The organism is Methylophilaceae bacterium, assembly GCA_018398995.1.
Lineage (GTDB): Bacteria > Pseudomonadota > Gammaproteobacteria > Burkholderiales > Methylophilaceae.
Genome location: CP073759.1, coordinates 469,412 through 481,938 on the forward strand (window position 1 = coordinate 469,412; position 12,527 = coordinate 481,938).

The 12,527-nt window shown below is 41.9% G+C and carries 11 protein-coding genes and 1 pseudogene; 5 read left to right on the forward strand and 7 right to left on the reverse strand.

The window, feature by feature from the left end; all coding sequences use genetic code 11:
• The first annotated feature begins 32 nt into the window (after positions 1-32).
• A complete protein-coding gene (locus KFB94_02375) occupies positions 33-851 on the forward strand; it encodes a GTP cyclohydrolase I FolE2 (protein QVL45976.1) in 819 nt (272 codons plus the stop codon).
• A gap of 30 nt (positions 852-881) precedes the next feature.
• Positions 882-1,100, forward strand: coding sequence for a DUF2970 domain-containing protein (locus KFB94_02380; GenBank protein ID QVL45977.1), 219 nt, complete (start codon positions 882-884; stop codon positions 1,098-1,100).
• A gap of 110 nt (positions 1,101-1,210) precedes the next feature.
• Here KFB94_02380 and KFB94_02385 read toward each other — a convergent pair whose 3' ends face one another.
• The 4 genes from KFB94_02385 to KFB94_02400 form a co-directional block, all read right to left on the reverse strand.
• Positions 1,211-1,870, reverse strand: a complete 660-nt coding sequence (locus KFB94_02385) for a TIGR02281 family clan AA aspartic protease (GenBank protein QVL45978.1) — start codon at positions 1,868-1,870, stop codon at positions 1,211-1,213.
• Between the two features lie 13 nt (positions 1,871-1,883).
• Positions 1,884-3,062, reverse strand: coding sequence for an MFS transporter (locus KFB94_02390; protein QVL45979.1), 1,179 nt, complete (start codon positions 3,060-3,062; stop codon positions 1,884-1,886).
• Between the two features lie 32 nt (positions 3,063-3,094).
• The gene (gene aroC, locus KFB94_02395; GenBank protein ID QVL45980.1) at positions 3,095-4,180 is read right to left on the reverse strand and encodes a chorismate synthase; all 1,086 of its coding nucleotides are present in this window, start codon (positions 4,178-4,180) and stop codon (positions 3,095-3,097) included.
• 156 nt (positions 4,181-4,336) lie between these two features.
• The gene (locus tag KFB94_02400) at positions 4,337-4,873 is read right to left on the reverse strand and encodes a pseudouridine synthase (GenBank protein QVL45981.1); all 537 of its coding nucleotides are present in this window, start codon (positions 4,871-4,873) and stop codon (positions 4,337-4,339) included.
• A 15-nt stretch (positions 4,874-4,888) separates the two neighbouring features.
• Here KFB94_02400 and icd point away from each other — a divergent pair, with 15 nt between their 5' ends.
• The 3 genes and pseudogenes from icd to KFB94_02415 all read left to right on the forward strand — a co-directional run bounded on the left by icd (position 4,889) and on the right by KFB94_02415 (position 9,349).
• Complete coding sequence (gene icd, locus KFB94_02405; GenBank protein QVL45982.1) at positions 4,889-6,127, forward strand: NADP-dependent isocitrate dehydrogenase; 1,239 nt, start codon at positions 4,889-4,891, stop codon at positions 6,125-6,127.
• A 262-nt stretch (positions 6,128-6,389) separates the two neighbouring features.
• Positions 6,390-8,111, forward strand: a pseudogene (pilB, locus tag KFB94_02410) (type IV-A pilus assembly ATPase PilB).
• A 20-nt stretch (positions 8,112-8,131) separates the two neighbouring features.
• Positions 8,132-9,349 (forward strand): type II secretion system F family protein, encoded by a 1,218-nt coding sequence (locus KFB94_02415; protein ID QVL45983.1) that lies wholly within the window; start codon positions 8,132-8,134, stop codon positions 9,347-9,349.
• Positions 9,350-9,418: 69 nt separating this feature from the next.
• On the opposite strand, the gene KFB94_02420 is transcribed toward KFB94_02415, so the two are convergent.
• Genes KFB94_02420 through KFB94_02430 form a run of 3 tightly spaced genes read right to left on the reverse strand, consistent with a single transcriptional unit; the run spans position 9,419 to position 12,524 of the window.
• A complete protein-coding gene (locus tag KFB94_02420) occupies positions 9,419-10,135 on the reverse strand; it encodes a DsbC family protein (protein QVL45984.1) in 717 nt (238 codons plus the stop codon).
• 24 nt (positions 10,136-10,159) lie between these two features.
• Positions 10,160-11,362, reverse strand: a complete 1,203-nt coding sequence (locus KFB94_02425; protein ID QVL45985.1) for an FAD-dependent monooxygenase — start codon at positions 11,360-11,362, stop codon at positions 10,160-10,162.
• Positions 11,352-12,524 carry an FAD-dependent monooxygenase gene (locus KFB94_02430; GenBank protein QVL45986.1) on the reverse strand — a complete coding sequence of 391 codons (1,173 nt, stop codon included), beginning with the start codon at positions 12,522-12,524 and terminating at the stop codon, positions 11,352-11,354. The genes KFB94_02425 and KFB94_02430 overlap by 11 nt, the downstream gene beginning before the upstream one ends.
• Positions 12,525-12,527: the final 3 nt, after the last annotated feature.

The following is a 12,527-nucleotide window of genomic DNA, read 5'->3' on the forward strand; positions in this document are numbered from 1 at the left end:
TCAATGCTTAACTTTGGAGAATAGTCTCTGTTATGAATCAACCTAATTTACCGAATAATACGTTAGAAGGCATAGAAGATGTTCAAAATACGCCTGATGTCCGCCATTTAGACATTAATAAAGTTGGTATCAAATCGATTCGTCACCCTGTTGTTGTTAAAGACAAACACGGCGGCGAACAAAATACTGTTGCAGTGTTTGATATGTATGTCCATTTGCCGCATAACTTCAAAGGCACTCACATGTCGCGCTTTGTTGAGATTCTGAATACCAACGAGCGCGCGATATCCATTGAATCATTTGAAACAATTTTAAGAGAAATGGTACATCGTCTTGAGGCAAACTCTGGGTATGTTGAAATGCGTTTCCCTTATTTCGTTAATAAAGCGGCGCCTATTTCAGGCGTTAATAGCTTGCTAGATTACGATGTGACTTTTATTGGTGAAATTAAAGATGAGCAGTTTAGTATCACAGTGAAAGTATTGGTGCCTGTTACCAGTTTATGTCCTTGCAGTAAAAAAATATCTGACTACGGCGCACACAATCAACGTTCACACGTTACTGTTACGGCCAAAATTAATGACTTTATCTGGATAGAAGATATTATTGCGTTGGTTGAAAAGCAAGCATCATGTGAACTGTATGGCTTATTAAAACGTCCAGATGAAAAATATGTCACTGAAAAAGCATACGATAATCCTAAGTTTGTGGAAGATATGGTGCGTGATGTTGCTTCTGCGCTCAACAAAGAAAAACGTATTGATGCCTATATTGTTGAAAGTGAAAACTTTGAATCCATTCACAATCATTCTGCTTATGCGCTTATTGAGCATGATAAACGCGCTCAATAATCATCATTGATATCTAATAGGAATCGCCGCATGCAAAATGAAATGAATGAGCAACAAACAGCGTCTACTTTTCAAGTAATTAAGGCCGTCATGTGGAGCATGATTGGTGTAAGAGGTCAAAAAGGCTATGAGAATGACATTGCCAAAATAAAACCGAGACAAATCATTATTGCAGGGGTTATTGGTGCCATTCTTTTTATTGTAACAGTGCTCACTTTTGTCAACTTAGCCATTAGCTATTTAAGTTAAGCGTTTCAGCAAAAAGCATTAAAGTGTAGCTTGATTGTTATATTATTAATAAATGGCAATAATAAAAAACGGGCAGTTGCCCGTTTTTATTGGCTTAATCAAGTGCAATCTTAATATTTTTTTGTCATGGTCAAGACGGCACCCTGACGCTTCATATCCAATCTATTTTGTGCCGACATACCCAATAACACAAATGGCGGCGAACCGCCATCTAGCACAGTCACGTCGATATTGTGTAAGACAATCGTCCCTATCTTTATGGTATTTAATTTCAGCAAATGTGCTGAAGTGATGCCATTAGGGGTTGATACTTGTATTTTTTTTCCTTGTTGATAATCAATCTTGGCATATTTCGCATCCCCACTATTCATTGCCACACTGGTTGCACCGGTGTCGACAAGATACTTAAGTGTGACGCCATTAATGACCAATTGACCAAAAAAATGCCCTTCGCTATCGGCATATAGATTAACTGGCGTATTGACTGTGCCATCTGCTGTTGCAGCGCTAGTACCAACCGAGACGGCTTGACCCATGCCTAATACTTGACGCTTTCCTTCAACAAGAAAGTGCGCTGTATTACTATCTGCAGATACTAATGTAACCCCATTCTTTGTTTGGCCTGCTGCTAGACTATACGGGCCATTACCGTTAATCATCACAATGACCTTATTGGTAAATAAGCCAACCACATTAACTTGCACCGCTGACAACGCTTGGGTAGTGACACATAAACTAATGAGCAATAATGCTAGTCTTATCTTTTGCATACAGCCTCCTGTTTTATGTGCGCGAACTAAACATGCCCGTATCGCCATGTGTTGTTACTAGCTTCAGGCCAAATGCTATCACAACAAAACCAATGAGTGGGAATGCCGCAGCTAACAAGAAAGTCAGTTCACCGCCTAATCCTTGCAAGGCATAACCACCGGCGATGCCACCAATAGCGCCGCCAAGGCCATAAGTCACACTATTGTAAATAGCCTGTCCTTTTGCTTGGTGTCTGCCATTAAAAAATTTCGCAACGACTTCAATGGTTGCCGCATGAAAACTCCCAAAAGTTGCTGCATGTAAACTTTGTGCAATCAACAACAAAATCAGATGATCGACCGCAACGCCTATCATGACAAAGCGAATGACAGCCAAGCCCAAGCTGACTAACATGATTGCTTTGAGACTAAAGTGGCGCATGATGACTGGCATATACATAAACACCATAATCTCACAGATAACGCCTACCGCCCATAACCAACCTATCATGCCTTTGCTGTATCCGTGATCGGCTAAATAAATAGAATAAAAATTATAAAGAACACCATGCGCGGTCACCATTAATGCGCAACCAAACAGTAAAGCGATGACTGCGGGTTTTCGTAAAATCTTCCAGACTGAAAAATGGTCGGTATGGTGTGGTGCGATATTCACCTCTGTTAAACTGAATGTCAGTAGAAACAAGGTAATTTGCACAACGACTATTGCCCATAACAAATTTGAAATACCCGCCCAATCAATTAAATATCCCAAAACAATAGAGGCCGCAATAAAGCCAACTGACCCCCACATGCGTATGCGACTGTAATGTCCTTTTGTATTAGCCAAATGCGCAAGTGTTAGTGACTCAGAAAGCGGCATGATTGAACTAGTAAACAAGCTTAACGCACCCATCACAAATAGCATAGACCAAAATCCTTCTGTCCAAAATACGGCAAGGAACCCGATCACTCCTAACACTGCATTGAGCCGAATCCAAATCGCGCGCTTTGCAGTGTGATCGGCAAGCCAACCCCAAAAGTTGGGTGCAAAGATGCGCGTAATTTGAAATATAGACATTAAAACGCCAATTTCTACTGGGGAAAACCGCTCAGACTGTAAATATAAGGCCCAGTAAGGGACAAATACGCCAACAAAGAAGTAGTAAACAAAATAAAAATGGGAAAGGTTTTTATGTAAGGTATGACTCAAGCGTTAAATACGATGATGATTAAATTGAGACATTAGATTGTAGGCGTTGTGCAAGCCACATTCGCATTCTGTGCGCGATGACGCAGGGCGTGATCCATCAACACCATAGCCAACATCGCTTCTGCAATTGGCGTTGCACGCACGCCCACGCAAGGGTCATGCCGCCCTGTGGTTTGCATGGTGATATCATTGCCATCAACATCAATAGAGCGACGGGCTTGTGGAATACTAGAAGTGGGTTTCAGTGCAATATTCACTTCAATCGCTTGCCCCGTAGCAATGCCACCTAAAATACCGCCGGCATGATTGCTTAAGAATCCACCTGCGGTCATTTCATCTGAGTGCACGCTACCACGCTGAGCAACACTGGCAAAACCTGCGCCTATTTCCACACCTTTAACCGCATTAATACTCATCATTGCATGCGCAATATCAGCATCTAACCGATCAAAAACGGGCTCACCCCAACCAACAGGCACACCCTCCGCAACGATACTAATACGCGCACCAACAGAATCACGCTCAGCTCTGATGGTATCTAAATAGCTTTCTAGCTGTGGTAACACATCAATATTCGGCGAAAAAAATGGATTTTCATTCACGTAGTCCCAAGATTGAAATGGAATTTCAATTTCACCAAGCTGACGCATATAACCACGAATGTGAATACCAAATTGTGTGTTAAGCCATTTTTTTGCAACAGCCCCTGCCGCTACACGCACTGCCGTTTCACGCGCACTGGATCGTCCGCCACCACGGTAGTCACGCACCCCATATTTTTGCGTATAGGTATAATCGGCATGTCCTGGACGAAACGTATCTTTGATTTTGCTATAATCTTGACTGCGTTGATCGGTATTGCGAATTAACAAACCAATGGGTGCGCCAGTCGTTTTTCCTTCAAACACGCCAGATAAAATTTCAACCAAATCATCCTCTTTACGCTGGGTAACATGTCTTGAAGTGCCTGGTTTGCGACGGTCCAAATCAAGCTGCAGATCTTCAGCACAGATTGGTAGCCCTGGCGGGCAGCCATCAATGACGCCTCCAATCGCTGGGCCATGAGACTCACCAAATGACGTGAGTGTGAATAAAGTACCTATTGTATTACCAGACATATCATCTACACTTTAAAAAATTGAGCTAATCTTAACCATGTGGATTTTAGCATAGTTAAGCGTATAAATTACTGTCCAAATGGGACACCACATTGCGCTGAATAGGGTTCTTGATTGCTGCATTCATGCTGCCGTCATCTCTTCTCTTCTCGCTCTTCATCTATCAATAATCTGATATGCGCCTAGGGCAATATTATCGACCGTATAATCGCCAATTGCATATCGAATAAGTCGCAACGTCGGGAACCCGACTTTAGCTGTCATTCTTCGTACTTGTCTATTTTTGCCTTCTGCAATTTTAATTTCCAGCCAAGTGGTTGGGATTGCTTTTCTTTCTCGTATTGGCGGGACTCTTTCCCATATATTGGGGGCGGCATCCATGATACGAATTTGCGCAGGCTGTGTAACAAAATCGCCCAAATCAACCCCGATTAGCAGTGATTGCAAATCCATCATTGTTGGGCTTCCTTCAACTTGTGCCCAATAGATTTTTGTTTGTTTGTATTTTGGATGGCTTAAACGATGTTGTAATTCACCATCATCGGTTAAAATAAGTAAACCTTCCGAATCTGTATCTAGTCGGCCAGCCGCATATACATTCGGAATAGTAATAAAGTGTTTTAATGTTAAATGTTTATCGTGCGGGCTAAATTGGCAAACAACATTAAAAGGCTTATTAAACAAAATTATCATTATTAGGAAAGCGCAATGGCATCAAAAATTAAAATTCCAAGTACTGGCGAAAAAATTACCGTTGATGAGCATCATCAACTTATTGTACCTGACACCCCCATTATCGCATTTATTGAAGGTGATGGCATTGGCGTTGATATTACGCCACCGATGATTAAAGTGGTTGATGAAGCGGTTAAAAAAGCGTATGGCAAGAAAAGAAAAATTGCTTGGATGGAAGTGTATGCCGGCGAAAAATCCACCCAAATCTATGATGAAGATACCTGGCTTTCTGCTGAAACAATGGCCGCACTAAAAGACTATGTCATCTCAATTAAAGGGCCATTAACAACACCAATTGGCGGCGGTATACGGTCACTCAATGTTGCGCTACGTCAAGAGTTAGATTTATTTGTTTGCCTGCGTCCTATCCAATATTTCACTGGCGTACCTAGCCCCCTTAAGCATCCAGAAAAAACAGATATGGTGATTTTCCGTGAAAATACTGAAGATATTTATGCAGGTATTGAATGGGCTGCAGGCACGGACGAAGTGAAAAAAGTCATTCAATTCTTAAGCGACATGGGTATGCGTAAAAAAATTCGCTTCCCTGAATCATCAGCAATTGGCATCAAACCAGTGTCATTAGATGGCAGTAAGCGTTTGATTCGAAAAGCAATTCAGTATGCTATCGATAATAACCGAAAATCAGTCACCATTACCCACAAAGGTAATATTATGAAATTCACTGAAGGTGGCTTTAGAGACTGGGGTTACGCCTTAGCAAAAGAAGAGTTTGGTGCGGTTGAAATTGGCAATGGACCATGGTGCAAACTGCCTAATGGGATTGTGATTAAAGACTGTATTGCAGACGCCTTTTTGCAAGAAATTTTATTACATCCAAGCGATTATGATGTGGTTGCTGCTTTAAACCTAAACGGCGATTATATGAGTGACGCGCTTGCCGCACAAGTTGGTGGTATTGGCATTGCGCCAGGTGCAAATTTGAGTGATAGCACGGCAATGTTTGAAGCGACACATGGTACAGCGCCGAATATTGCTGGCAAAAACATTGCCAACCCGAGTTCATTGATTCTATCGGCAGAAATGATGTTGCGTCACATGGGCTGGATAGAAGCAGCGGACTTAATTATGTCGGGTGTTGCTAAAGCAATTCAGTCTAAACGTGTAACCGCTGATTTCGCATCACAAATGGATGGCGCTACAAAAGTGACTACTGCTGAGTTTGGCGATGAGATTATCAATCAGATGTAAAAAATATGCTCAATATTACTAAAAGACCTTGATTATATTGGGCTTTTTTTCGCCAAGCGTAATATCATTTGCTCGGGCTTAGATTGAATAGGGTGATAGTATATGCATCAATCATCAAAAGTTGAATTCAACCACCTTTAGCGCTCTGTTTTCGCTTTACAAATAAAGGTGTAACATGCATGATCAGTATTATGAAAATATAGTTTCACTTCAATAATTTAGATACAATATATGATCAATTGGATAAAAAGAAGCGCATAATATGGCGACAGTAATAGAGACGACAAAATTGAGTAGCTTGGCACGCATGTTGATTAAAGAAAATCAGCTATCAGAAGAGGATGCCACCCGACTGCAATCGCAAGCAGATGCTGCGAAGATTCCATTCATTACACAAATAGTCTCAAGCAAAAAACTGTCAGCAGAAAAAATTGCATCAATCTCCTCTCAAGCGTTCGGCTTCCCCTATTTTAATTTAGATGCCCTTGACCCTGATTACTTACCATCTAAAGCCATCGATATCAAGCTGATGCAAAGTAATCGTGTTATCGGTCTGCAAGCCCGAAACAATATTCTATTTGTTGGTGTATCAGATCCTACCATGCTTCATGCTTTAGATAGTGTGCGTTTCCAAATGGGGATGAAGTTATCGCCTGTTATTGTTGAAGATGACAAATTAGGCAGATGGATAGAGCGCATTGCCGAAACCAAAGACAACACCTTAAGTGCATTAGAAATAGAGGGTGATTTTGAGTTCGAAATGGGCGCTGCTGTTGATGAAGCGAATGAAAAAGAGAATACGCAAGAAGTAGATGATGCACCTATAGTTAAATTTATCCAAAAAATGCTTTTAGATGCCATTAAAATTGGTGCATCTGATTTACACTTCGAGCCTTACGAAAAGTTTTATCGTATTCGTTTCCGTGTCGATGGTGAATTACGGGATATTGCCCAACCACCTTTAGCCATTAAAGATTAATTAGCCTCACGCATTAAAGTAATCTCAAACTTAGACATTTCTGAGAAAAGAATTCCCCAAGATGGCCGCATGAAGTTAATTTTATCAAAGTCGCGCACTATTGATTTTCGGGTAAGCACGATACCCCTGATTCACGGTGAAAAAATTGTCATGCGGATATTAGACCCCACTAGCGCAACATTAGGCATTGAAGCGCTAGGCTATGAGCCTGAACAACAAAAAGTATTAATGGATGCCATCAGTCGTCCTTATGGCTTGGTGCTTGTGACGGGCCCTACTGGATCAGGCAAAACTGTTTCACTTTATACCTGCCTTAATATTCTAAACAATCCTGGGGTTAATATTTCTACAGCAGAAGATCCAGCAGAAATTCCATTAGCTGGGATTAACCAGGTTAACGTTAACGAAAAGCAAGGCCTAACCTTTGCCGCCGCACTAAAAGCATTTTTAAGACAAGCCCCAGACATTATTATGATTGGTGAGATTCGTGATCTAGAAACAGCAGATATGGCCATTAAAGCAGCTTCAACTGGCCATATGGTACTCTCCACACTGCACACGAACGATGCACCGTCAACGCTCACACGTTTAATGAATATGGGAGTAGCGCCATTTAACATTGCGTCTGCAGTGTCCCTGATTACGGCACAACGCTTAGCTAGACGTTTATGTAAAAGTTGTAAAGTGCCAATCAATGTCCCTAAGGAAGCACTATTAAAAGTGGGCTTTATTGAGTCAGATTTTGATACGCCATTTCAACTATATGGCCCAAAAGAAGGTGGATGTGAACTTTGTAACGGTGGTTATAAAGGCCGTGTAGGCATCTATCAAGTCATGCCAGTCACTGAGGCGATTGCACGCATTATTATGGATAACGGCAATGCGATTGATATTGCGCATCAAGCTGCAAAAGAAGGGATTCATGACTTAAGAAGGTCAGGCATTTTAAAAGTCATCCAAGGTCTTACTTCTATCAGTGAAGTAGAAGCTTGTACCAACGAATAAGGATTAATTAAGGATACAACATGGCCGCAAGCACCAGCAAACAAGCCGTCTACCTCTGGGAAGGTAAAGACAAAAAGGGCAAAGTCATCAAGGGAGAAATGCGCTCTAACGGTGATTCTTTTGTTAAAGCCACACTGAGAAGACAAGGTATTAGCGCGACGAAAGTTAAAAAGAAAAGTGGCCTATCTCAGGACGGTAAAGTCTCCGAAAAGGATGTCACTTTGTTTACTCGTCAATTAGCGACCATGATGAAATCTGGCGTTCCACTATTGCAAGCTTTTGATATTGTTGGTAGAGGGCATAGCAATCCAGCCGTTTCAAAATTATTAGCAAGTATCAAAGCCGATGTAGAAACAGGCAGTAGCTTGAGCGCTGCATTCCGTAAGTATCCATTACATTTTGATCATCTATTCTGTAATTTAGTCGGTGCAGGTGAAAAAGCGGGTATTCTTGATACGTTACTGGATCGTTTAGCAAGCTATAAAGAAAAAATTCTTGCTATTAAACGCAAAATCAAATCAGCACTGATGTACCCTATTTCTATCATTATCGTTGCTTTTGTGATTACGACCGTCATTATGATTTTTGTGGTCCCCGCATTTAAAGAACTCTTTTCTGGCTTTGGTGCAGATTTACCTGGCCCAACACTACTTGTCATGGCAATCTCTGATTTTTTTGTCAGTTACTGGTGGGCAATTTTTGGCACTATTGGTTCTAGTTTATGGTTCTTTTTCTATACTTGGAAGCGCTCAGAAAAAATGCAAGCAACCATGGATAGACTCCTTTTGAAGCTACCTATTTTTGGTGAAGTCATACGCAAGGCAACACTTGCTAGATTTGCCAGAACGCTAGCAACGATGTTTACTGCAGGCGTGCCATTAGTAGAAGCGCTGGATTCTGTTGCAGGCGCGTCTGGTAATCGTGTTTATTACGACGCTACTAAAAAAATACAGAGTGAAATTAGCACAGGCACCAGTTTAACGGTCGCCATTCAAAATGCAGATGTTTTTCCAAATATGATGTTGCAAATGACTGCTATTGGTGAAGAATCTGGGGCTTTAGATAGCATGTTAAGCAAAGTCGCTGATTTTTATGAAGGTGAAGTAGATGATGCTGTTGCAGGCTTATCCAGTCTAATGGAGCCGATTATTATGGTTGTATTAGGCGTCTTGATAGGTAGTTTAGTCGTTGCCCTATACCTACCAATCTTCAAGCTAGGTCAGGTGGTTAGCGGCTAACATTCCGGCAAACAATAAAATAGGCCAGTCTTGACTGGCCTATTTTATTGTTAATGTTGCTGTCGCTCACTACTTGGCAGCGGCCTTCATAGCAGCCTCGATTACTTTATGTGGCTGCGCTCCCATCATGCGTTTACCATCTGCAAAAATCAATGTTGGCGTGCTTGCCACCCCAATTTTTCCGGCCAACTCACCAATTTCTGCTAAAGGAACTTTACAATTGCCAGCTGATTTCGGCAATTGATTGTTAAAGATCCAATTGTTCCATGCTTTCACACGATCCTCAGCACACCAAATTAATGTTGATTTGGCGGCCGCATTGGGATGTAGTTGCTCTAAAGGATATAAAAAAGTATAAATCGTTACATTATTAATCTGACTTAATTCATCTTGCTCTAGCTTTTTGCAAAAGGGGCAATCCACATCCGAGAAGACGGCAATTTTTCGACTACCATTGCCTTTAACCACCTTAATGGCTTTATTTAAAGGTAAGCTATTGAAGTCGATTCTTGTCAACTCTTCCAAGCGCTCTCCTGTAATATCTTTCTTGGTTTTGGGGTCAACCAAATGACCCTCTGCAATCAGAAAGGTGAGATGTTCATCGGTATAGACGATTTGTCCGCCCATAAACACCTCATATAAGCCTGCATAAGGTGTTTTTACCACGCTTTCAACATCAAATTTGGGATAAGCAGCCTCAATTTTTTTCTTAAGACTGGCTTCATCCGCATACGCTATCTGGCTAATACCGATTAGTGAAGCCAATACTATCTGTTTCAGTTTCATATGTTGTCTCTCTTGTCCCTTGCTTTAAGCAATTGCTTGTTGAATTAAAATGTTTTTCATACTGCGGTGTTGATCTAATTGCCGCATACCGAAACTGGTTATTTTTTTAACGACGGAAGACTCAATAGAAAACAAAGTATCGAGCCCGCTTGTCAGTATATTCATATTTAAAATGTCTGCCTTCCTCGTACGTTCATACTGCCTTAGAAAAGTCAGATCGCCAATATCTTGCATAGCATGACTAGTCGCGATTAAGTTTTCTAAACACATCACATCGCGAAAGCCTAAATTAGCACCTTGCCCAGCCATGGGATGTACTTGATGGGCAGCATCACCAATCAATACTACACGCTGTGCAATTAATCGTTCTGCGGTCACTTGCTTCAATTCATAAGAAAAAGTTTGACCAATCGGTTTCAGCTCACCCAATAGACCACTGGCTCTTGTTTGCACATGCTCAGCCAAACAGGCATCATCCATCGCCAATAACGTCTGTGCCAATGGGGTTTGCAATGCCCATACCATTGACACATGTTGTTGAGGCAAGGGCAACAAAGCTAACGTTTCGTGCGATGCAAACCATTGCCTTGCCACATTATCATGCTTTTTTTCTACTTGGTAATTAGCCACCAATGCGGTTTGATTAAATGCTTTCGTTTTAGTCGCAATGGCTAATGTTTGCCTTATAAAAGACTGTGCACCATCGGCTGCAACTAATAAACTTGCACGCACTTGAATATCGTTATCTAAATTAATGATGACACTATTTTGATCATAATCTAGCGATCTGCAGGCAATGCCGCTCATCACAGTCACTTCAAGCGCTTGCAGTTTTTTCCATAAAGCCTGCATGAGATGACGACTCTCTGCAATGCTGGCTAATTTAGATAATCGCGCATCTTCAGCAAATAAATTGAGCGGTCTGTCTGATTCACTATGCCATAGCGCCATTGCCTCAACAGCATTAACGCGCAGCAAATCAACAAAAGACCATACGCCTAGCCTAATCAAAAAAGCCTCAGTTGCCGGTGTCAATGCATAAATGCGTGCATCCCAATCTTGCTGTGGGAATGCCATTTTTTGCACTACTTCACTGTTCTGCGTATCAATCAGCACAACTCGCTTACCTTGTTCTGCCAGAGCAATGACTGCAGCTAAGCCAACTAAACCTGCACCAACCACCAGTACATCACAATTGACTGCTTTTGCTTGTTTGCTACTTACCATAACTCATTTTGTTTACTAGTATGTTTTTAACTGGGCTGCAACTATCTAACAACCCCAACCCAAGGCTACGCATCCCAGACAAGCCAATGACATCATTGCTAAACACAGTGACCAAGAAATCGGTAAACAGTAAACCACCTTTGGTATCACGCACTCTGGCTTTAGCATATGTTGCTAGCATGTTTATGCTGCCCCAATCCGACTGAGGTGTTGCTAACAACTGTTGCATTAACACTGTTGCATCGCGCATGCCTACATTAAACCCCTGCCCGGCGACTGGATGCATTGTTTGGGCTGAGTTACCAATTACCGCCATGTGCGGTGTTTGTTTGTTTTCTAACTGCGACTTCATTAAGGGGAAACTCATGCGTTTTTCTACGCTTAAAAAACGTCCCACTCTATCACCAAAAGTAGCATGTAACTCTGCTAAAAAAGTTGCATCATCTAAAGCAAGCAAGCGATCAATACTTGATTGTTCACCAGTCCAAACCAATGAGAAATCATGATCTCCATTAGGGAGCAAGGCCATGGGTCCGGTTGTGGTAAATCGTTCGTAAGCAATATGATTGTGAGGCAATTCGCAACTCACTTTGCTGACTAAGGCATCGTGGCCATAGGCTTTGGTGTCGCGTTTTAAGCTAGCGATATTCTCTAAACTGCGCCCACCCTCTGCAATCACCAACAAATCAGTGGCAAGCCTATGTGAGTCACCTGCTAAGGTAAAATCAACATCTGCAAACTCGTTATTTTGTGTAATCGCAGTCGCGACTGCTTCATACAATACATGTGCTGAGTTAAGCACACCATCGAGCGCTTGCATCAATGCACCATAAGCAACAACATAACCAAGTGCTGGCAGTTGATGCTCACTCGCTAGCAATTTAGCACGGCCTAAACTGCCTTTTTGTGAAACGTGAATACAATCAATTGGGGTAACATGGGGCAGGACTGCCGTCCAAACACCCAGCTGTTCTAAAATCATTTTTGAACCGTAAGAGAGCGCTAATGCACGCTTGTCATGATAGGCTGCGCCTTGCTGCCGCGCTTCTAATACCTTAACCGGCAAACCATGTTGTTGCATGGCAATTGCCAATACCAGACCAACAGGCCCGCCTCCAACGATTACAATGGATTGATTATCAGGGTTGAGTATCGTCTGCATTTC

Excerpts from the sequence above, each read along its gene's own strand:
- KFB94_02380 (QVL45977.1), top strand. The coding sequence starts at position 882 with ATGCAAAATGAAATGAATGAGCAACAAACAGCGTCTACTTTTCAAGTA.
- KFB94_02385 (QVL45978.1), bottom strand. The coding sequence starts at position 1,870 with ATGCAAAAGATAAGACTAGCATTATTGCTCATTAGTTTATGTGTCACT.
- KFB94_02425 (QVL45985.1), bottom strand. The coding sequence starts at position 11,362 with ATGGTAAGTAGCAAACAAGCAAAAGCAGTCAATTGTGATGTACTGGTG.
- icd (QVL45982.1), top strand. The coding sequence starts at position 4,889 with ATGGCATCAAAAATTAAAATTCCAAGTACTGGCGAAAAAATTACCGTT.
- KFB94_02430 (QVL45986.1), bottom strand. The coding sequence starts at position 12,524 with ATGCAGACGATACTCAACCCTGATAATCAATCCATTGTAATCGTTGGA.
- aroC (QVL45980.1), bottom strand. The coding sequence starts at position 4,180 with ATGTCTGGTAATACAATAGGTACTTTATTCACACTCACGTCATTTGGT.
- KFB94_02375 (QVL45976.1), top strand. The coding sequence starts at position 33 with ATGAATCAACCTAATTTACCGAATAATACGTTAGAAGGCATAGAAGAT.
- KFB94_02420 (QVL45984.1), bottom strand. The coding sequence starts at position 10,135 with ATGAAACTGAAACAGATAGTATTGGCTTCACTAATCGGTATTAGCCAG.
- KFB94_02400 (QVL45981.1), bottom strand. The coding sequence starts at position 4,873 with ATGATAATTTTGTTTAATAAGCCTTTTAATGTTGTTTGCCAATTTAGC.
- KFB94_02415 (QVL45983.1), top strand. The coding sequence starts at position 8,132 with ATGGCCGCAAGCACCAGCAAACAAGCCGTCTACCTCTGGGAAGGTAAA.